Below are 21,255 nucleotides of genomic sequence, written 5' to 3'. Positions count from 1 at the left end.
ATGGCAAAGAGCAAATTTGAGCGCAATAAGCCGCACGTCAACATTGGCACGATTGGCCACGTTGACCATGGCAAGACGTCGCTGACGGCAGCGATCACGAAGTATTTCGGCGAGTTCAAGGCGTATGACCAGATCGACGCTGCGCCGGAAGAAAAGGCGCGCGGCATCACCATTTCGACGGCGCACGTCGAATACGAGACGCCGAACCGTCACTATGCGCACGTCGACTGCCCCGGCCACGCCGACTACGTCAAGAACATGATCACCGGTGCGGCGCAGATGGACGGCGCGATCCTGGTTGTTTCGGCCGCTGACGGCCCGATGCCGCAGACGCGCGAGCACATCCTGCTCGCCCGCCAGGTCGGCGTTCCGGCGATCGTGGTGTTCCTGAACAAGGTCGACCAGGTCGACGACGCTGAACTGCTCGAGCTGGTCGAGCTGGAAGTGCGCGAACTGCTGTCGTCCTACGAATTCCCGGGCGACGACATTCCGATCATCAAGGGTTCGGCTCTGGCTGCGCTTGAGGATTCGGACAAGAAGATCGGCGAAGACGCGATCCGCGAGCTGATGGCTGCGGTTGACGCCTACATCCCGACGCCTGAGCGTCCGATCGACCAGCCGTTCCTGATGCCGATCGAAGACGTGTTCTCGATCTCGGGCCGCGGTACGGTCGTGACCGGTCGCGTTGAGCGCGGCATCGTCAAGGTCGGTGAGGAAATCGAGATCGTCGGCATCCGTCCGACGACGAAGACGACCTGCACGGGCGTTGAAATGTTCCGCAAGCTGCTCGACCAGGGCCAGGCCGGCGACAACATCGGCGCGCTGCTTCGCGGTGTCGACCGCAACGGCGTCGAGCGCGGTCAGATTCTGTGCAAGCCGGGTTCGGTCAAGCCGCACCGCAAGTTCAAGGCCGAAGCCTACATCCTGACGAAGGAAGAGGGTGGCCGTCACACGCCGTTCTTCACCAACTACCGTCCGCAGTTCTACTTCCGCACGACGGACGTGACCGGCATCGTGACGCTTCCGGAAGGCACGGAAATGGTCATGCCGGGCGACAACGTCACGGTTGACGTCGAGCTGATCGTGCCGATCGCGATGGAAGAAAAGCTGCGCTTCGCTATCCGCGAAGGCGGCCGCACCGTCGGCGCAGGCATCGTCGCCTCCATCGTCGAGTAATTCCGGTCGGACCGGACTTCGAACCCCGCGGGCAACCGCGGGGTTTTTCTTTTTGGCCGTTTACCAATCAACGCTTTTGAAGCGGCGGGCGATCTCTTTCGCGTGTGATGTCTGCAACAGTGCTTGCATAGTCCCGCACGCATCGCCCGAATATCCCGGGACCTTGCCGCCGGTCCGTGTTACCTTCCGGTCCTGACGATTTGCCGAATGCGACCTACAGCGCCGCGCGTTTTAGGTGCGCAAAGGTCGCTTGAGCGCTTGAATTGCAGCATGTTTGTCCATCAATCGGCTCCGATTGGCGGAATATGCAGCAGGATCGGAAGCCAATGAAAAGACGTATTCCCACGCGGCTTGCCGCGGCTGGCATCGTTTTGATCTGCGTCGGGAAGTCCCCGCAATTTGCCTCGGCCGCCGATGACCGCCCGCTTATCTGGTCGCCTTCCAAGACCGGAGCCAACTCCTACAAGTTCCGGTTCGGCGTTCGCCGGACGGGGCGGTGGAACACGTCCGCCGGTGCCGAAGTCTCGATGGACGCCACGCGCTCTGGCAAGATCAATCCACCCGGCGCGCCTGTCCGCCTCTGGGGAACGGCTTCGCGCGGAAGCGGGCGAGGGGCGGTCACGCGTTCCTCTCAGATCAGCGTGGACTACAATGCTTTGCGAGGGGCCGGCAACTTCGGCGCCGGTACCGCGCGCAGCTGGATCGTCACGCCCACGCTCGATGCGGAGGTCCACCGGAGCATCGCTATCCAATGCAACGCCTATGAGAGCCGGTGCAGCGAACCGAAGCTCACTCAATCCGCCAAGCTCGTGTCTCCCGCAAGCCGAACGTCGCTCACCGTGCAGAGCCAGGTTTCGCGTGACGGCGTCAGCGGTGTGAGCCGGATTGGGGTGGAACAGAATTTCGGAAATCTGCGCCTCGGCGCGGCCGTCGCCGATCCGTTGCTGGCGCCGCGCAGTGTGGTCGATGTCCGCTATAGTCTGAAGTGGTGAATCGGAAGGAACACTCGGCGCCACGCACGATCGATCTTGCGCAAGGGCGCAAAGTACCTAACCTACAGAGCGGCGCATACAGCAAAGTCGCTGCAGCACGTCTTCTTCTGCGTGGGGATATATCATGAAAAAGCGAATTCTGTTTACCGGCGGCTCGGGGAAGGCCGGGCGGCACGCCGTGCCCTACCTCATCGAGACCGGCTATGAGGTGCACAATGTCGATCTCGTGCCGCTCGACAGCCCCGGCGTCACCAATCTGATCGCCGACATCACCGACAGCGGCCAGATGTTCAATGCGCTGTCGATGCACCGGGACTTCCCCGATCTCGACCAGGGCATGCAGCCCTTCGACGCCGTCGTGCATTTCGCGGCCATTCCGCGCATTCTCATCAAACCCGACAACGAAACTTTCCGGGTCAACGTGATGGGTACCTACAACGTCATCGAGGCGGCGGTAAAGCTCGGCATCCGAAAGATCATCGTCGCTTCCAGCGAGACGACCTATGGCGTCTGCTTTGCGGAGGGGCACCGGGACTTCCATCACTTTCCTCTCGAAGAGGATTACGACGTCGATCCGATGGATTCCTACGGGCTTTCCAAGGTGGTGAACGAGAAGACGGCGAGGGCCTTCGCCGAGCGCTCCGGCTTCGATATTTACGCTTTGCGCATCGGCAACGTGATCGAGCCGCATGAATATGCGGACTTCCCGCATTATTTTGCCCATCCGGAGATCCGCAAAAGGATCGCCTGGAGCTATATCGATGCCCGTGACCTCGGCCAGATCGTGAAGCTTTGCGTTGAGAAGGATGGTCTCGGCTTCGCGATATTCAACGCCGCGAACGACACGGTATCGGCCAACACGCCTTCGCGCGAACTGGCCAGGCAGTTCTATCCAAATGTTCCCTTCACGCGCGAGATCGGCGAATTCGAAGGGCTGCTTTCCAATCGCAAGATCCGCGAGGTCCTCGGTTTCAAGGAGGAGCACGATTGGCGGAAATATGTACGGCTGAACGAGTAGATCACGATGAGTTGAGGCGCGTGTAGCGGGCGGAATGCCGCTCACACTTTCCTCGTCCCTCGAGCGGCGTCGCAGCCGCCGTTCGGGCACCCGCGGAGAGGGCGGCCGAAATTTTGTTGATTCTTTTTTCTCTTTTGCTGCGAATGCGCTTGAAAGCGTCCGGCAAACTGAATATTAAGCCGCTGACTTGGGATGCAGCCGGTTCGGTTGCGTCGCGGCACCGTAGGGGTATAGCTCAGTTGGTAGAGCGGCGGTCTCCAAAACCGCAGGTCGGGGGTTCGAGCCCCTCTGCCCCTGCCATTCTCCCAATCCTGCCGTGTTGGGATGCGTGGGGAAGGCGGCATTGCCGTCTTTGTATATTCACAAAAAAGACTGGTTGGCTCTTGTGGTTTTCGCAATCGGTCTTTATGTAGGGTCCAAACAGACACGCGGTGCGTGGGGCTGACATGTCGGCTTTACGCGCCGTAATGGCGTGAGCATTATATGGCATCCAAAACAAATCCATTTGCGTTTCTGCAGCAGGTGCGCGCTGAAACGTCGAAAGTGACTTGGCCTTCGCGGCGCGAGACGACGATCTCGACGCTGATGGTTTTCGTCATGGTCTCTTTTGCCGCCGCCTTTTTCTTTGGTGCGGACCAGTTGCTGGGTTGGGTAATGAGCCTGATCCTCAACGTTGGCGCTTGATTGGGTGGAGAGTAGCATGGCTGCGCGCTGGTATATTGTTCACGCCTATTCGAATTTTGAAAAGAAGGTCGCCGAATCGATCGAGGAGAAGGCCAAGCAGAAGGGCCTCACCCATCTCTTCGAGAAGATTCTCGTCCCGACCGAGAAGGTGGTCGAGGTACGTCGCGGGCGCAAAGTCGATGCGGAGCGGAAGTTCTTTCCGGGTTATGTCCTCGTTCGCGCCGATCTGACCGACGAGGCCTATCACCTTATCAAGAACACGCCGAAAGTGACCGGTTTCCTTGGCACGGACAGCAAGCCGGTGCCGATTCCGGATCACGAGGCCGACCGTATTCTCGGTCAGGTGCAGGACGGAGTCGAGCGCCCGAAGCCTTCGGTCTCCTTCGAGATCGGCGAGCAGGTCCGCGTTTCCGACGGCCCGTTCGCATCGTTCAACGGCACCGTTCAGGATGTCGATGAAGAGCGGTCGCGCTTGAAGGTCGAGGTGTCGATCTTTGGCCGCGCGACGCCTGTCGAGCTGGAATACGGCCAGGTCGAAAAGGTCTGATAGAGCGTAAGCGAATACGAATGGGCAGGCCGATTTATCGGCTTGTTCGGCGGAGCGATCCGCATCGCGTGGGAGGTTTCCGACCTTAAGCCGGGTCGGTTCATCCGCACCACGCAACCGCAGCCGCCGGTCGATCGATCGGCAAATGGCCGGGCAACCGGCTGATGAGCTCCCTTTTCGGCCTCGCCGCAAAGGAGCAGTGAAAGGCAGAGAGAAATGGCTAAGAAAGTTGCAGGCCAGCTCAAGCTGCAGGTAAAGGCCGGCTCGGCGAATCCGTCGCCGCCGATCGGTCCTGCGCTTGGTCAGCGTGGCATTAACATCATGGAATTCTGCAAGGCGTTCAACGCCGCCACGCAGGAAATGGAAAAGGGTATGCCGATTCCGGTCGTCATCACCTATTACCAGGACAAGTCCTTCACATTCGTCATGAAGCAGCCGCCTGTCAGCTACTTCCTGAAGCGCGAAGCGAAGGTCCAGGCGGGCTCCAAGACCCCGGGCAAGGCCAAGGCCGGCTCGATCTCCAAGGCTCAGATCCGCACGATCGCAGAGGCCAAGATGAAGGACCTCAACGCGGCCGATATCGAAGGCGCAATGGCGATGGTTGAGGGCTCGGCCCGCTCCATGGGCCTGGAAGTGACGGGCTAAGACCATGGCGAAGATTGCAAAGCGTGTACAGAAGTCCCGCGAGGGCATCGATCCGGCGAAGCTCTATGGCCTTACCGAGGCCGTAACGCTGGTCAAGGAGCGTGCGACGGCCAAGTTCGACGAAACGATCGAAGTCGCTATGAACCTCGGCGTCGATCCGCGCCATGCCGACCAGATGGTCCGCGGCGTGGTCAATCTGCCGAACGGCACCGGCCGGTCGGTTCGCGTCGCCGTTTTCGCCCGTGGCGCGAAGGCTGACGAAGCCAAGGCTGCCGGCGCCGACGTCGTCGGTGCGGAAGAGCTCGTCGAAATCGTACAGGGCGGCAAGATCGACTTCGATCGCTGCATCGCGACCCCCGACATGATGCCGCTCGTCGGCCGTCTCGGTAAGGTTCTCGGCCCGCGTGGCATGATGCCGAACCCGAAGGTCGGCACCGTCACCATGGACGTCGCCGGAGCAGTCAAGGCTTCGAAGGGCGGCGCGGTCGAGTTCCGCGTTGAGAAGGCGGGTATCGTTCACGCCGGCATCGGCAAGGCTTCCTTCGATGCCAAGGCGCTCGAAGAAAACATCCGCGCCTTCGCAGATGCCGTGATCAAGGCAAAGCCGACCGGCGCCAAGGGCAACTACGTCAAGCGCGTGGCTGTTTCTTCGACCATGGGCCCCGGCCTCAAGGTCGACCCGGCAACGATCAGCGCTGCCTGATTGACGATTTGACGGGCTTCGGCCCGTAACCAGATTTCCGGCCTTTCGGGGCCGGAAATTCCGGGCCTACCGCCCGGAACTCCTGTCCGAGATTGCGGGTGGTTTTACCTTAATCACCTGGCCCGCATGAGACGGGTAAGATCTGAATTTCATGAAGACGCGGACGCGTCGGAATTCGGTTCGAACCTCGCTTGCCTTGTGTCAGACCCGGCTTTCCGGGAACGCCAAGGGACAGGATCCTCAAGCGTTGCTTGGGATCGAGAATGATCCCGGGTGACAAAGGCAAACCCGGCAGGGCTGCGATGAGCAACCCTGCCAACTGGAGACAGACAGTGGAAAGAGCGGAAAAACGCGAATTCGTCACGGAGCTGAACGAAGTCTTCAAGGCTTCCGGTTCGGTTGTCGTGGCCCACTATGCTGGTGTCACAGTCGCGCAGATGAACGACTTCCGTTCGAAGATGCGCGCTGCTGGCGGCACCGTCAGAGTCGCGAAAAACCGCCTGGCCAAGATCGCTCTTCAGGGCACGGAGTCTGAAGGGATGATCGATCTCTTCAAGGGTCAGACGCTGATCGCTTTCAGCGAAGACCCCGTAACGGCTCCGAAGGTCGTCGTGGATTTCGCCAAGACCAACGACAAGCTCGTTGTTCTGGGCGGCGCCATGGGGGCAACCACGCTCAACGCCGAAGGTGTCAAGTCGCTTGCGACCCTGCCTTCTCTCGACGAGCTGCGCGCGAAGCTGCTGGGCCTTCTCAACGCCCCGGCAACCCGCGTCGCGACGGTTGTCGCAGCACCGGCAAGCCAGCTTGCCCGCGTGTTCTCGGCCTATGCCAAGAAGGACGAAGCCGCCTGAGGCGGAATTTCGCTGTTGTATTTAAAACCAGTTCGAACCGAACAAAAGGAAAAGTAAAATGGCTGATCTCGCAAAGATCGTTGAAGACCTCTCCTCGCTGACCGTCCTGGAAGCCGCTGAGCTTTCCAAGCTTCTCGAAGAAAAGTGGGGCGTTTCCGCCGCTGCTCCGGTAGCCGTTGCTGCTGCCGGTGGCGCTGCTGGCGCTGCTGCTCCGGCTGAAGAAGAAAAGACCGAGTTCGACGTCATCCTGACGGATGCCGGCGCGAACAAGATCAACGTCATCAAGGAAGTCCGCGCCATCACCGGCCTCGGCCTCAAGGAAGCCAAGGACCTGGTCGAAGGCGCTCCGAAGGCTGTCAAGGAAGCCGTTTCCAAGGCGGAAGCTGCTGACCTCAAGAAGAAGCTCGAAGACGCTGGCGCGAAGGTCGACGTCAAGTAATTCGACGAAATGCGAAAGGGAGGTGGCCTTCGTGGCCGCCTCTCTTTGACCGTTTTTAGAACATATTACCCAAAAGCCTGTCGAAAACGGCTTTTGGGTAATGGGTTCTTCAAGAGGATGGTCTCCATCGAAGGACAGCACAGCATTCCGCGCTGGCGTCTTTCGAATGCTGGACGAGATTGAACTACCCATTGATTGACGGGGTCGACTGGCCATCGGTTCCCGTCCGTTGCAGGCCCGGATGCAAGATTGACAAGGAGCGACGATGGCTCAGACCCTTTCGTTTAACGGTCGTAGGCGCGTACGCAAGTTTTTTGGTAAAATTCCCGAAGTCGCGGAGATGCCGAACCTCATCGAGGTTCAGAAGGCGTCTTACGACCAGTTCCTCATGGTCGACGAGCCCCAAGGCGGGCGGCCGGATGAGGGGCTTCAAGCCGTTTTCAAATCGGTATTTCCGATCAAGGATTTTTCCGGCGCTTCGATGCTCGAATTCGTTTCCTACGAATTCGACGCACCGAAGTTTGACGTCGAGGAGTGCCGTCAGCGCGACCTGACTTATGCGGCGCCGCTCAAGGTGACGCTGCGGCTGATCGTGTTCGATATCGACGAGGACACCGGCGCCAAGTCCATCAAGGATATCAAGGAACAGAACGTCTATATGGGCGACATGCCGCTCATGACGGACAACGGTACCTTCATCGTCAACGGCACGGAACGCGTCATCGTTTCGCAGATGCACCGTTCGCCGGGTGTCTTCTTCGACCATGACAAGGGCAAGAGCCACTCGTCCGGCAAGCTGCTCTTCGCCGCGCGCGTGATCCCCTATCGCGGCTCGTGGCTCGACATCGAATTCGACGCCAAGGACATCGTCCATGCGCGCATCGACCGCCGCCGCAAGATTCCGGTGACCTCGCTGCTGATGGCGCTCGGAATGGACGGCGAGGAAATCCTCGACACCTTCTACACGAAGTCGCTCTACCAGCGCGACGGCGAGGGCTGGCGCGTGCCGTTCCAGCCGGATGCGCTCAAGGGCCAGAAGACACTGTCAGACATGATCGACGCCGATACCGGCGAGGTCGTCGTCGAGAGCGGCAAGAAGCTGACCCCGCGCCTGCTCCGGCAGTTGCAGGAAAAGGGCCTGAAGGCACTCAAGGCGACCGACGACGATCTCTACGGCAACTATCTCGCCGAGGACGTCGTCAACTTCGAGACCGGCGAGATCTATCTCGAGGCCGGTGACGAGATCGACGAGAAGACGCTTCCGGTTATCCTTTCCGCCGGCTTCGATGAGATCCCGGTGCTCGACATCGACCACATCAATATCGGCGCCTATATCCGCAACACGCTTTCGGCCGACAAGAACGAGAACCGTCAGGACGCGCTGTTCGACATCTACCGCGTCATGCGTCCGGGTGAGCCGCCGACCATGGATTCGGCCGAAGCCATGTTCAATGCGCTCTTCTTCGATGCGGAGCGCTACGACCTCTCGGCCGTCGGCCGCGTGAAGATGAACATGCGCCTCGATCTGGACGTTCCGGACACGGTTCGCACGCTGCGCAAGGAAGACATCCTGGCCGTGGTCAAGATGCTCGTGGAGCTGCGTGACGGCAAGGGCGAGATCGACGACATCGACAATCTCGGCAACCGTCGCGTCCGCTCGGTCGGCGAGTTGATGGAGAACCAGTATCGCCTGGGTCTCCTGCGCATGGAACGTGCGATCAAGGAACGCATGTCCTCGATCGAGATCGACACCGTGATGCCGCAGGACCTGATCAACGCGAAGCCGGCTGCCGCGGCCGTTCGCGAATTCTTCGGCTCCTCGCAGCTGTCGCAGTTCATGGACCAGGTGAACCCGCTTTCGGAAATCACCCATAAGCGCCGTCTTTCGGCACTGGGTCCGGGCGGTCTGACCCGCGAGCGCGCCGGCTTCGAAGTGCGCGACGTGCATCCGACGCATTACGGCCGTATCTGCCCGATCGAGACGCCGGAAGGCCCGAACATCGGTCTGATCAACTCGCTTGCGACCTTCGCCCGCGTCAACAAGTACGGCTTCATCGAGAGCCCGTACCGCAAGATCGTGGACGGCAAGGTGACGAACGACGTCGTCTATCTGTCGGCGATGGAAGAAGCCAAGTATCACGTTGCACAGGCAAACTCGGTTCTGGACGACGACGGCTCCTTCTCCGAAGAATTCGTCGTTTGCCGCCACGCCGGCGAAGTCATGCTGGCACCGCGCGACAATATCAACCTGATGGACGTTTCGCCGAAGCAGCTCGTCTCGGTCGCGGCCGCGCTCATTCCGTTCCTCGAGAACGATGACGCCAACCGCGCGCTGATGGGCTCGAACATGCAGCGTCAGGCCGTGCCGCTGCTGCGTGCGGAAGCTCCCTTCGTCGGTACCGGCATGGAGCCGGTCGTCGCGCGTGACTCCGGTGCTGCGATCGCTGCCCGCCGCGGCGGTATCGTCGACCAGGTGGACGCGACTCGTATCGTTATCCGCGCCACCGAAGACCTGGATCCGTCCAAGTCGGGCGTCGATATCTACCGCCTGCAGAAGTTCCAGCGCTCCAACCAGAACACCTGCGTCAACCAGCGCCCGCTCGTCACTGTCGGTGACGTGATCAACAAGGGCGATATCATCGCGGACGGTCCGTCGACGGACCTCGGCGATCTGGCGCTCGGCCGCAACGCGCTCGTCGCGTTCATGCCCTGGAACGGCTACAACTACGAAGACTCGATCCTGCTCTCCGAGCGGATCGTGCGTGACGACGTCTTCACCTCGATCCACATCGAGGAATTCGAAGTGATGGCGCGCGACACCAAGCTTGGTCCGGAAGAAATCACCCGCGACATTCCGAACGTTTCGGAAGAGGCGCTGAAGAACCTGGACGAAGCCGGTATCGTGTACATCGGCGCCGAAGTTCAGCCGGGCGACATCCTCGTCGGCAAGATCACGCCGAAGGGCGAGAGCCCGATGACGCCGGAAGAAAAGCTTCTGCGCGCCATCTTCGGCGAGAAGGCGTCGGACGTTCGCGACACGTCGATGCGCATGCCGCCGGGCACCTTCGGCACGGTCGTAGAAGTGCGCGTCTTCAACCGCCATGGCGTCGAGAAGGACGAGCGCGCGATGGCGATCGAGCGCGAGGAAATCGAGCGTCTTGCGAAGGACCGCGACGACGAACAGGCGATTCTCGACCGCAACGTCTATGCGCGTCTGGTCGACATGCTTCGCGGCCACGTCGCCGTTGCCGGTCCGAAGGGCTTCAAGAAGGGCACCGAGCTCTCCAACGTCGTCATCAGTGAATATCCCCGCTCGCAGTGGTGGATGTTCGCTATCGAGGACGAGAAGGCTCAGGGCGAGATCGAAGCACTTCGCGCACAGTACGACGAATCCAAGTCGCGCCTTGAACAGCGCTTCATGGACAAGGTCGAGAAGGTTCAGCGCGGCGATGAGATGCCTCCGGGCGTCATGAAGATGGTCAAGGTCTTCGTCGCCGTGAAGCGCAAGATCCAGCCGGGTGACAAGATGGCCGGCCGCCACGGCAACAAGGGTGTCGTGTCGCGGATCGTCCCGATCGAAGACATGCCGTTCCTCGAAGACGGTACGCATGTCGACGTGGTTCTGAACCCGCTGGGCGTGCCGTCGCGCATGAATGTCGGCCAGATCCTCGAGACCCATCTCGGTTGGGCTTGCGCCGGCATGGGCAAGAAGATCGGAGCGATGCTCGATGCATATAAGGCGGGCGCTGACATTCAGCCGCTGCGCGATACCATCGACAGCGTCATCGGATCTGGCCCGAAGGGCGAGCCGATCAAGCAGTACGACGATGAATCGATCGTTCGGCTTGCCGAGCAGACCCGCCGCGGCGTTTCGATCGCGACACCGGTCTTCGACGGTGCTGTCGAAGCGGACGTCAACGAGATGCTGGAGCAGGCTGGCCTGAAGGTGACCGGTCAGTCGACGCTCTACGACGGCCGTACCGGCGAGACTTTCGATCGCCAGGTGACCGTGGGCTACATCTACATGCTGAAGCTCAACCACCTGGTCGACGACAAGATCCACGCCCGTTCGATCGGTCCTTACTCGCTCGTTACCCAGCAGCCGCTGGGCGGCAAGGCGCAGTTCGGCGGTCAGCGCTTCGGCGAAATGGAGGTCTGGGCTCTGGAAGCCTATGGTGCCGCCTACACGCTGCAGGAAATGCTGACGGTCAAGTCGGACGACGTGGCCGGCCGCACCAAGGTCTACGAGGCGATCGTCCGCGGCGACGATACCTTCGAAGCGGGTATTCCGGAGAGCTTCAACGTTCTCGTCAAGGAAATGCGCTCGCTGGGCCTTTCGGTCGAGCTGGAGAATTCCAAGGTCGATGACGTCGGTAGCACGGCGCAACTGCCGGACGCGGCGGAGTAAGAGTCATCAGGTGCGTGCCGCTAAGCGGCGCGCACCGTTTCCGCCGTCGGGCACCAGATTGTCCGCGGCAGGAAAAGGGCCGCACCCGATGCGGTTTTAGCTGTTTATGGGGCAGGGGCCGGCGCCCGGGATTGCCGGCACCCTCGCCAAGCTCAGGGCTTAAATGCCCGCAAAGGAGACAGGCATGAACCAAGAGGTCATGAATCTTTTCAATCCGCAGGTGCCTGCACAGACCTTCGATTCCATCCGGATTTCGATAGCGTCCCCGGAGAAGATTCTTTCCTGGTCTTACGGTGAGATCAAGAAGCCGGAGACGATTAACTACCGTACCTTCAAGCCGGAACGCGACGGTCTTTTCTGCGCCCGCATCTTTGGTCCGATCAAGGACTACGAGTGCCTGTGCGGCAAGTACAAGCGCATGAAGTACAAGGGCATCATCTGCGAAAAGTGCGGCGTCGAAGTCACGCTGTCGCGCGTTCGCCGCGAGCGCATGGGCCATATCGAGCTCGCCGCGCCGGTTGCTCACATCTGGTTCCTGAAGTCGCTGCCGAGCCGCATCGCAACGCTGCTCGACATGACGCTCAAGGATATCGAACGCGTTCTCTATTTCGAGAACTACATCGTCACCGAGCCGGGTCTGACGTCGCTCAAGGAAAATCAGCTCCTGAGCGAAGAAGAATACATGATCGCGGTCGACGAGTTCGGTGAGGACCAGTTCACCGCAATGATCGGCGCCGAAGCGATCTACGAGATGCTCGCATCGATGAATCTCGAGAAGATCGCGGGTGATCTGCGTTCGGAGATGGCCGAGACGACGTCCGATCTGAAGCAGAAGAAGCTGATGAAGCGGCTGAAGATCGTCGAGAACTTCATGGAATCCGGCAATCGTCCGGAATGGATGATCATGAAGGTGGTTCCGGTGATCCCGCCGGACCTGCGTCCGCTCGTGCCGCTTGATGGCGGCCGGTTCGCGACATCGGACCTCAACGATCTCTATCGCCGCGTCATCAACCGCAACAACCGCCTGAAGCGGCTGATCGAGCTGCGTGCGCCGGGCATCATCATCCGCAACGAAAAGCGGATGCTGCAGGAATCCGTGGACGCGTTGTTCGACAACGGCCGCCGCGGCCGCGTCATCACGGGTGCGAACAAGCGTCCGCTGAAGTCGCTCTCCGACATGCTCAAGGGCAAGCAGGGCCGCTTCCGTCAGAACCTGCTCGGCAAGCGCGTCGACTATTCCGGCCGTTCGGTCATCGTGACCGGTCCGGAACTCAAACTGCACCAGTGCGGCCTGCCGAAGAAGATGGCGCTCGAGCTCTTCAAGCCGTTCATCTACGCCCGCCTCGACGCCAAGGGTTACTCCTCGACCGTCAAGCAGGCGAAGAAGCTGGTCGAGAAGGAAAAGCCGGAAGTCTGGGATATCCTCGACGAGGTCATCCGCGAGCATCCGGTCCTTCTGAACCGCGCTCCCACCCTGCACCGCCTGGGCATCCAGGCCTTCGAGCCGATCCTGGTCGAAGGCAAGGCGATCCAGCTGCACCCGCTCGTCTGCACGGCCTTCAACGCCGACTTCGACGGCGACCAGATGGCCGTTCACGTGCCGCTGTCGCTCGAAGCACAGCTCGAAGCACGCGTGCTGATGATGTCGACGAACAACATCCTGCATCCGGCAAACGGTGCCCCTATCATCGTGCCGTCGCAGGACATGGTTCTCGGCCTCTATTATCTGTCGATCATGAACCAGAACGAGCCGGGCGAAGGCATGGCCTTCTCCGACATGGGCGAATTGCACCATGCGCTGGAGACCAAGGCCGTCACCCTGCACGCCAAGATCCGTGGCCGTTACAAGACCGTCGATGCCGAGGGCAACCCGGTTTCGAAGATCTATGAAACAACGCCTGGCCGCATGATCATCGGCGAACTCCTGCCGAAGAACCCGAACGTCCCCTTCGAAATCTGCAACCAGGAAATGACCAAGAAGAACATCTCCAAGATGATCGACACGGTCTATCGCCATTGCGGTCAGAAGGACACGGTCATCTTCTGCGACCGGATCATGCAGCTCGGCTTCTCGCATGCCTGCCGCGCCGGCATTTCGTTCGGCAAGGACGACATGGTCATTCCGGACACGAAGGTGAAGATCGTCGGCGACACCGAAGCGCTCGTGAAGGAATACGAGCAGCAGTACAATGACGGCCTCATCACCCAGGGCGAAAAGTACAACAAGGTCGTCGACGCCTGGGGCAAGGCGACCGAGAAGGTCGCCGAAGAGATGATGGCGCGCATCAAGGCCGTCGAGTTCGACGACAGCGGCCGTCAGAAGCCGATGAACTCGATCTACATGATGTCGCACTCGGGCGCCCGCGGTTCGCCGAACCAGATGCGTCAGCTTGGCGGCATGCGCGGCCTCATGGCAAAGCCCTCGGGCGAGATCATCGAAACGCCGATCATCTCGAACTTCAAGGAAGGCCTGACCGTGAACGAGTACTTCAACTCGACGCACGGTGCCCGTAAGGGTCTCGCCGACACCGCCTTGAAGACTGCGAACTCCGGTTACCTGACCCGTCGTCTCGTCGACGTGGCACAGGACTGCATCGTCACGCATACGGATTGCGGCACCGACAAGGGCCTCACCATGACTGCGATCGTCGATGCCGGGCAGGTCGTAGCCTCGATCGGCCAGCGTATCCTCGGCCGTACGGCGCTCGACAACATCGACAACCCGGTCACCGGTGAACGCATCGTCGATGCCGGCAAGATGATTCTCGAGCCGGACGTCGTCGCGATCGAGAAGGCCGGTATCCAGTCCGTCCGGATTCGTTCGGCACTGACCTGCGAGATCCAGACCGGCGTCTGCGGCGTTTGCTACGGCCGGGACCTCGCCCGCGGTACGCCTGTCAACATGGGCGAAGCCGTCGGCGTCATCGCGGCTCAGTCGATCGGCGAGCCGGGCACGCAGCTGACCATGCGTACGTTCCACCTTGGTGGTACGGCAACGGTGGTCGACCAGTCGTTCCTGGAAGCCTCTTATGAGGGCACGGTTCAGATCAAGAACCGCAACATGCTGCGCAACTCCGATGGCGTACTCGTCGCCATGGGCCGAAACATGGCGATCCAGATCCTCGACGAACGCGGTGTCGAGCGCTCCTCGCAGCGCGTTGCCTACGGTTCGAAGATCTTCGTCGACGATGGCGACAAGGTGAAGCGCGGACAGCGTTTCGCCGAGTGGGATCCCTACACCCGTCCGATGATGACGGAAGTGGAAGGTACCGTTCACTTCGAAGACGTCGTCGACGGCATCTCGGTTCTGGAATCGACCGACGAGTCGACCGGCATCACCAAGCGCCAGGTTATCGACTGGCGTTCGACGCCACGCGGTACCGACCTGAAGCCGGCGATCGTCATCAAGGACAAGAATGGCAACATCGCCAAGCTTGCCCGCGGCGGCGAAGCCCGCTTCATGCTCTCGGTCGACGCGATCCTTTCGGTCGAGCCGGGACAAAAGGTCAGCCAGGGCGACGTTCTTGCCCGTTCGCCGCTCGAAAGCGCCAAGACCAAGGACATCACCGGTGGTCTGCCGCGTGTTGCCGAACTGTTCGAGGCACGTCGTCCGAAGGATCACGCCATCATCGCGGAGATCGATGGAACGATCCGTTTCGGCCGCGATTACAAGAACAAGCGTCGCGTGATGATCGAGCCGGCGGAAGACGGTGTCGAACCGGTCGAATACCTGATCCCGAAGGGCAAGCCCTTCCATCTTCAGGATGGCGACTACATCGAGAAGGGCGACTACATCCTCGACGGCAATCCGGCGCCGCACGACATCCTGGCAATCAAGGGCGTGGAAGCACTTGCTTCCTATCTCGTGAACGAAATCCAGGAAGTCTACCGACTGCAGGGCGTTGTCATCAACGACAAGCACATCGAGGTGATCGTCCGGCAGATGCTTCAGAAGGTCGAAATCACCGACGCCGGTGACTCGACGTATATCGTGGGCGACAACGTCGACCGCATCGAGCTCGAGGACGTCAACGACTCTCTGCTTGCCGAAGGCAAGAAGCCCGCCTTTGGCGAGCCGGTGCTGCTGGGTATCACCAAGGCATCGCTGCAGACGCCGTCCTTCATCTCGGCCGCTTCGTTCCAGGAGACCACCAAGGTCCTCACCGAAGCTGCGGTCGCAGGCAAGACGGACAATCTGCAGGGTCTGAAGGAGAACGTCATTGTCGGCCGTCTCATCCCGGCCGGTACGGGCGGCACGATGACGCAGATCCGCCGCATCGCTACGGCCCGCGACGAGTTGATCCTTGAAGAGCGCCGCAAGGGCACCGGTGCGGAAAGCGCCACGCCGATGCTCGCCGACATGGCAAACGATCCCGCCGCGGCGGAATAAGCGAAAAGGGGAGGGTATCTGCCCTCCCTGGCGAAACAAAAAAGCCGCCCGGACCGATCCGGGCGGCTTTTTCAGGTCGATGTGTTTGGCGTCGATGCGGCTCCAGATGCCGCGCGATCTCTCAACCGAAGCGAATGATGGCGACTTCGCCCTCGAGGGCGCCCTGATAGGCGGAAGCGTGCGGCTCCTCGTCCGGTATGCCGTCCAAGGTGCCGATCTGGTCGAGATCGGCTTCAAGGAAGCCTTCCTCGGCGAGTGCGTTCAGCGCCTCGCGCACGGCGGTATCGTCATCCGGCGCCCGCAGCATCACATGGATGTCGACGCCCTCGGCATCGCCGTCGGTCTCGTAGGCCTTGCCGATAACGATGAAGATCAGCGGTTCGTCGGGTGCGTTGTCGTTATCCGGTGTGACAGACATGGAAACATCCTCTTTGAAGAATAGTAACGGGCGATCGCGTTTCTTGTAAGTCGAAAGAGGCCGAAACCGTCGCGATCGATTTCTCAAGCGTTGAGACGCGGGATGCGGGGAAACCGGATACACTTTGCCTCATCCTGCTCTACTGCATATTGCGCCAGACCGAAACCCGTTCCACGAATCGTACGATGGCCCGAAACATTTTTGGTCAGGGATGACGTCGAGACAGGATATCGGGCACGGCGCGACTCGCGGTCGTGGAAAACGACAGAAAGAGGTTGCTGATTCCTTAAGTGGGAACGACTATGCGACGACACGGGCCGGCGTTCGGCCGGACCTAGGGCACGGCAAGCGCGCAAAGCCTTGTTTCTCGGGCATATCAGGGCTGCAACGCCCAGATATTTCTTAATTGCCCTTGACGGATCGCCCCGAAATCAGTACACCCCGCCGCATCAGAGCCCATGTGAGGCTGGCTGGTTCGGAACGACGCGTTCTGGAGTTCGCCTCAAACAAGGTTCAAAACGCACGCTGACGACATAATGCTGCACGCAAGACGCGCGAAATAGTGCGTCCTCTGCTTTTTGTGGGGCCATCTGCGAAAAAGCGGATCGGCCCTCGTTTTGCGCATTTCATAGGCGTTCGTTGTTGCCGGCGACGGCAAGCGATCCGCCCGAAAGGGTAACGAGACAAGTTTTTGTAAGGGATGGTTAGATGCCTACCGTAAACCAGCTGATCCGCAAGCCGCGTCAGGCACAGGTAAAGCGCAACAAGGTTCCTGCGCTGCAGGAGAACCCGCAGAAGCGCGGCGTTTGCACCCGCGTCTACACGACGACCCCGAAGAAGCCGAACTCGGCTCTCCGTAAGGTCGCCAAGATCCGCCTGACGAATGGCTTCGAAGTGATCGGCTACATTCCGGGTGAGGGCCACAACCTTCAGGAGCACTCCGTGGTCATGATCCGCGGCGGCCGCGTGAAGGACCTTCCGGGTGTTCGTTACCACATCATCCGCGGCGTTCTCGATACGCAGGGTGTGAAAAACCGTAAGCAGCGCCGCTCGAAGTACGGCGCGAAGCGTCCGAAATAACATCGCAACCGGCGCCATTTCGCTGGTCATAAGATTTAAAGTTGAGAGACGAGAAGTATGTCCCGACGTCACAGAGCAGAAAAGCGTGAGATCAACCCGGATCCGAAGTTCGGTGATCTGGTCGTCACGAAGTTCATGAACGCAATCATGCTGCACGGCAAGAAGTCCGTTGCGGAAAGCATCGTCTACGGTGCGTTCGATGCGGTCCAGTCGAAGCTGAAGCAGGAGCCGGTCGCCGTGTTCCACTCCGCGCTCGACAACATCGCTCCGCACGTCGAAGTGCGTTCGCGCCGCGTCGGTGGTGCTACCTACCAGGTGCCGGTCGACGTTCGTCCGGAGCGCCGTCAGGCTCTCGCTATCCGCTGGCTGATCGCAGCTGCCCGTAAGCGCAATGAAACGACCATGGTCGATCGCCTGTGCGGCGAACTCATGGACGCAGCGAACAATCGCGGCAGCGCAGTCAAGAAGCGCGAAGACACCCACAAGATGGCTGATGCCAACCGTGCGTTCTCGCACTACCGCTGGTAATCAGAACAGGTTCCGAAAGGCAGTCTCTCATGGCTCGCGAATATAAAATCGAAGACTACCGAAATTTCGGTATCATGGCGCACATCGACGCCGGCAAGACGACGACGACCGAGCGTATCCTCTACTACACCGGCAAGTCCCACAAGATCGGCGAAGTCCATGACGGCGCCGCGACGATGGACTGGATGGAGCAGGAGCAGGAGCGCGGCATCACGATCACGTCTGCTGCGACGACCACCTTCTGGAAGGGTCGCGACGGCAAGACGCGGCGCTTCAACATCATCGACACTCCCGGCCACGTCGACTTCACCATCGAAGTCGAACGCTCGCTGCGCGTTCTCGACGGTGCGATCGCGCTTCTCGACGCCAACGCCGGTGTCGAGCCGCAGACGGAAACCGTCTGGCGCCAGGCCGAGAAGTATCATGTTCCGCGCATGATCTTCTGCAACAAGATGGACAAGACCGGCGCGGACTTCTACCGCTCGGTCGAGATGATCAAGACGCGCCTCGGCGCGACGGCCGTCGTTATGCAGCTGCCGATCGGCGCTGAAAGCGACTTCAAGGGTGTTGTCGACCTGATCGAGATGAATGCTCTCGTATGGCGCGACGAATCGCTCGGCGCCCAGTGGGACGTCGTCGAAATCCCGGCCGACATGAAGGAAAAGGCGGAAGAATACCGCGAAAAGCTGATCGAGACGGTTGTCGAGATCGACGAAGCGGCAATGGAAGCCTACCTGGAAGGTACCTATCCGGATAACGACAAGATCCGTGAACTGGTCCGTCGCGGTACGATCGACGTCAAGTTCCACCCCATGTTCTGCGGCACCGCCTTCAAGAACAAGGGCGTTCAGCCTCTGCTCGACGCCGTTGTCGATTACCTGCCGTCGCCGATCGACATTCCGGCGATCAAGGGTATCGACGTCAAGACCGAGGGCGAGATCACCCGTAAGGCCGACGACAACGAGCCGCTTTCGATGCTCGCGTTCAAGATCATGAACGACCCCTTCGTCGGTTCGCTGACCTTCGCGCGCATCTATTCCGGCAAGCTCGAAAAGGGCACGTCGGTGATGAACACGGTCAAGGAAAAGCGCGAGCGCGTCGGCCGCATGCTGCAGATGCACTCCAACTCGCGTGAAGACATCGAAGAAGCCTTCGCCGGCGACATCGTTGCTCTGGCCGGCCTCAAGGAAACCACCACGGGCGATACGCTTTGCGATCCGCTGAAGCCGGTTATCCTCGAGCGCATGGAATTCCCGGAGCCGGTCATCCAGATCGCGATCGAGCCGAAGACCAAGGGCGACCAGGAAAAGATGGGCCTCGCGCTCAACCGCCTGGCTGCCGAGGATCCGTCCTTCCGCGTCAAGACGGACGAGGAGTCCGGCCAGACGATCATCGCCGGCATGGGCGAACTTCACCTGGATATCATCGTCGACCGCATGCGTCGCGAGTTCAAGGTCGAAGCTTCGGTCGGTGCTCCGCAGGTTGCTTACCGCGAGACCATTACGCGCAAGCACGAGGAAGATTACACGCACAAGAAGCAGTCCGGTGGTACCGGCCAGTTCGCGCGCGTCAAGATCGTCTTCGAACCGAACCCGGAAGGCGAAGACTTCGCATTCGAATCGAAGATTGTCGGTGGTGCTGTTCCGAAGGAATATATCCCCGGCGTTCAGAAGGGTATCGAAAGCGTCCTGTCCTCGGGTCCGCTCGCGGGCTTCCCGATGCTCGGCGTCAAGGCGACGCTGATCGACGGTGCGTTCCACGACGTCGACTCGTCGGTCCTGGCCTTCGAAATCGCTTCCCGTGCATGCTTCCGTGAAGCCGCGAAGAAGGCTGGAGCTCAGCTCCTCGAGCCGATCATGAAGGTCGAGGTCGTGACGCCGGAAGATTACGTCGGTGACGTTATCGGTGACCTGAACTCTCGCCGTGGCCAGATCCAGGGTCAGGAAGCACGCGGCGTCGCCGTGGTGATCAATGCCCACGTGCCGCTCGCGAACATGTTCAAGTACGTGGACAACCTGCGCTCGATGTCGCAGGGCCGCGCTCAGTACACGATGCTGTTCGATCACTACGCGCCGGTTCCGTCGAACGTCGCGCAGGAAATCCAGGCGAAGTATTCCGGTCAGAAGTGACCGGAATAGCCTCGCGCTGAAACAGAATGAAAAGATTTCCCCTCTAGGGGACAGGAAACGGAGAGCCGGAAATGGCAAAGAGCAAATTTGAGCGCAATAAGCCGCACGTCAACATTGGCACGATTGGCCACGTTGACCATGGCAAGACGTCGCTGACGGCAGCGATCACGAAGTATTTCGGCGAGTTCAAGGCGTATGACCAGATCGACGCTGCGCCGGAAGAAAAGGCGCGCGGCATCACCATTTCGACGGCGCACGTCGAATACGAGACGCCGAACCGTCACTATGCGCACGTCGACTGCCCCGGCCACGCCGACTACGTCAAGAACATGATCACCGGTGCGGCGCAGATGGACGGCGCGATCCTGGTTGTTTCGGCCGCTGACGGCCCGATGCCGCAGACGCGCGAGCACATCCTGCTCGCCCGCCAGGTCGGCGTTCCGGCGATCGTGGTGTTCCTGAACAAGGTCGACCAGGTCGACGACGCTGAACTGCTCGAGCTGGTCGAGCTGGAAGTGCGCGAACTGCTGTCGTCCTACGAATTCCCGGGCGACGACATTCCGATCATCAAGGGTTCGGCTCTGGCTGCGCTTGAGGATTCGGACAAGAAGATCGGCGAAGACGCGATCCGCGAGCTGATGGCTGCGGTTGACGCCTACATCCCGACGCCTGAGCGTCCGATCGACCAGCCGTTCCTGATGCCGATCGAAGACGTGTTCTCGATCTCGGGCCGCGGTACGGTCGTGACCGGTCGCGTTGAGCGCGGCATCGTCAAGGTCGGTGAGGAAATCGAGATCGTCGGCATCCGTCCGACGACGAAGACGACCTGCACGGGCGTTGAAATGTTCCGCAAGCTGCTCGACCAGGGCCAGGCCGGCGACAACATCGGCGCGCTGCTTCGCGGTGTCGACCGCAACGGCGTCGAGCGCGGTCAGATTCTGTGCAAGCCGGGTTCGGTCAAGCCGCACCGCAAGTTCAAGGCCGAAGCCTACATCCTGACGAAGGAAGAGGGTGGCCGTCACACGCCGTTCTTCACCAACTACCGTCCGCAGTTCTACTTCCGCACGACGGACGTGACCGGCATCGTGACGCTTCCGGAAGGCACGGAAATGGTCATGCCGGGCGACAACGTCACGGTTGACGTCGAGCTGATCGTGCCGATCGCGATGGAAGAAAAGCTGCGCTTCGCTATCCGCGAAGGCGGCCGCACCGTCGGCGCAGGCATCGTCGCCTCCATCGTCGAGTAA

At 60.5% G+C, this 21,255-nt stretch carries 16 protein-coding genes and 1 tRNA gene; 16 read left to right on the top strand and 1 reads right to left on the bottom strand.

Translation table 11 applies throughout. The features are described 5' to 3' along the window. The 12 genes from tuf (ACTJKL_RS31230) to rpoC all read left to right on the top strand — a co-directional run bounded on the left by tuf (ACTJKL_RS31230) (position 1) and on the right by rpoC (position 15,853). Positions 1 to 1,176 (top strand): elongation factor Tu, encoded by a 1,176-nt coding sequence (gene tuf / locus ACTJKL_RS31230; protein WP_100672242.1) that lies wholly within the window; start codon positions 1 to 3, stop codon positions 1,174 to 1,176. A gap of 326 nt (positions 1,177 to 1,502) precedes the next feature. Next, positions 1,503 to 2,168: a hypothetical protein gene (locus tag ACTJKL_RS31225; protein WP_275598075.1), complete on the top strand. Its 666-nt coding sequence runs from the start codon at positions 1,503 to 1,505 to the stop codon at positions 2,166 to 2,168. Positions 2,169 to 2,292: 124 nt separating this feature from the next. Continuing rightward, on the top strand, positions 2,293 to 3,186 hold the full coding sequence (locus ACTJKL_RS31220) for an NAD-dependent epimerase/dehydratase family protein (protein ID WP_440854685.1): 894 nt from the start codon (positions 2,293 to 2,295) through the stop codon (positions 3,184 to 3,186). 224 nt (positions 3,187 to 3,410) lie between these two features. After that, positions 3,411 to 3,486 (top strand) — tRNA-Trp (locus ACTJKL_RS31215). Positions 3,487 to 3,669: 183 nt separating this feature from the next. Beyond that, positions 3,670 to 3,870 carry a preprotein translocase subunit SecE gene (gene secE, locus ACTJKL_RS31210; protein WP_003536180.1) on the top strand — a complete coding sequence of 67 codons (201 nt, stop codon included), beginning with the start codon at positions 3,670 to 3,672 and terminating at the stop codon, positions 3,868 to 3,870. A gap of 16 nt (positions 3,871 to 3,886) precedes the next feature. Next, complete coding sequence (gene nusG, locus ACTJKL_RS31205) at positions 3,887 to 4,417, top strand: transcription termination/antitermination protein NusG (protein ID WP_003536182.1); 531 nt, start codon at positions 3,887 to 3,889, stop codon at positions 4,415 to 4,417. A gap of 216 nt (positions 4,418 to 4,633) precedes the next feature. After that, entirely contained in the window at positions 4,634 to 5,062 is a 429-nt protein-coding gene (gene rplK / locus ACTJKL_RS31200; RefSeq protein ID WP_018099703.1) for a 50S ribosomal protein L11, read from the top strand. 4 nt (positions 5,063 to 5,066) lie between these two features. Next, on the top strand, positions 5,067 to 5,765 hold the full coding sequence (gene rplA / locus ACTJKL_RS31195) for a 50S ribosomal protein L1 (protein WP_018099704.1): 699 nt from the start codon (positions 5,067 to 5,069) through the stop codon (positions 5,763 to 5,765). 332 nt (positions 5,766 to 6,097) lie between these two features. Beyond that, on the top strand, positions 6,098 to 6,616 hold the full coding sequence (rplJ, locus tag ACTJKL_RS31190; protein ID WP_026169172.1) for a 50S ribosomal protein L10: 519 nt from the start codon (positions 6,098 to 6,100) through the stop codon (positions 6,614 to 6,616). A gap of 58 nt (positions 6,617 to 6,674) precedes the next feature. Beyond that, the gene (rplL, locus tag ACTJKL_RS31185; RefSeq protein WP_014328058.1) at positions 6,675 to 7,055 is read left to right on the top strand and encodes a 50S ribosomal protein L7/L12; all 381 of its coding nucleotides are present in this window, start codon (positions 6,675 to 6,677) and stop codon (positions 7,053 to 7,055) included. Positions 7,056 to 7,320: 265 nt separating this feature from the next. Next, positions 7,321 to 11,463 (top strand): DNA-directed RNA polymerase subunit beta, encoded by a 4,143-nt coding sequence (rpoB, locus tag ACTJKL_RS31180; protein ID WP_440854684.1) that lies wholly within the window; start codon positions 7,321 to 7,323, stop codon positions 11,461 to 11,463. Between the two features lie 184 nt (positions 11,464 to 11,647). Next, positions 11,648 to 15,853 (top strand): DNA-directed RNA polymerase subunit beta', encoded by a 4,206-nt coding sequence (gene rpoC, locus ACTJKL_RS31175; protein WP_018099707.1) that lies wholly within the window; start codon positions 11,648 to 11,650, stop codon positions 15,851 to 15,853. A gap of 121 nt (positions 15,854 to 15,974) precedes the next feature. On the opposite strand, the gene ACTJKL_RS31170 is transcribed toward rpoC, so the two are convergent. Then, positions 15,975 to 16,271 (bottom strand): hypothetical protein, encoded by a 297-nt coding sequence (locus ACTJKL_RS31170; protein ID WP_010969192.1) that lies wholly within the window; start codon positions 16,269 to 16,271, stop codon positions 15,975 to 15,977. Positions 16,272 to 16,979: 708 nt separating this feature from the next. Here ACTJKL_RS31170 and rpsL point away from each other — a divergent pair. The 4 genes from rpsL to tuf (ACTJKL_RS31150) all read left to right on the top strand — a co-directional run bounded on the left by rpsL (position 16,980) and on the right by tuf (ACTJKL_RS31150) (position 21,255). After that, a complete protein-coding gene (rpsL, locus tag ACTJKL_RS31165) occupies positions 16,980 to 17,351 on the top strand; it encodes a 30S ribosomal protein S12 (protein ID WP_003507760.1) in 372 nt (123 codons plus the stop codon). Between the two features lie 57 nt (positions 17,352 to 17,408). After that, positions 17,409 to 17,879, top strand: a complete 471-nt coding sequence (gene rpsG, locus ACTJKL_RS31160; RefSeq protein WP_003536198.1) for a 30S ribosomal protein S7 — start codon at positions 17,409 to 17,411, stop codon at positions 17,877 to 17,879. A gap of 29 nt (positions 17,880 to 17,908) precedes the next feature. Beyond that, entirely contained in the window at positions 17,909 to 20,008 is a 2,100-nt protein-coding gene (fusA, locus tag ACTJKL_RS31155) for an elongation factor G (RefSeq protein WP_018099708.1), read from the top strand. Positions 20,009 to 20,079: 71 nt separating this feature from the next. Then, positions 20,080 to 21,255, top strand: a complete 1,176-nt coding sequence (tuf, locus tag ACTJKL_RS31150) for an elongation factor Tu (protein WP_100672242.1) — start codon at positions 20,080 to 20,082, stop codon at positions 21,253 to 21,255.

It is taken from the genome of Sinorhizobium sp. 22678, from assembly GCF_052044265.1.
Lineage (GTDB): Bacteria > Pseudomonadota > Alphaproteobacteria > Rhizobiales > Rhizobiaceae > Sinorhizobium > Sinorhizobium meliloti_A.
This window is presented reverse-complemented; position numbering and strand designations above follow the sequence as displayed.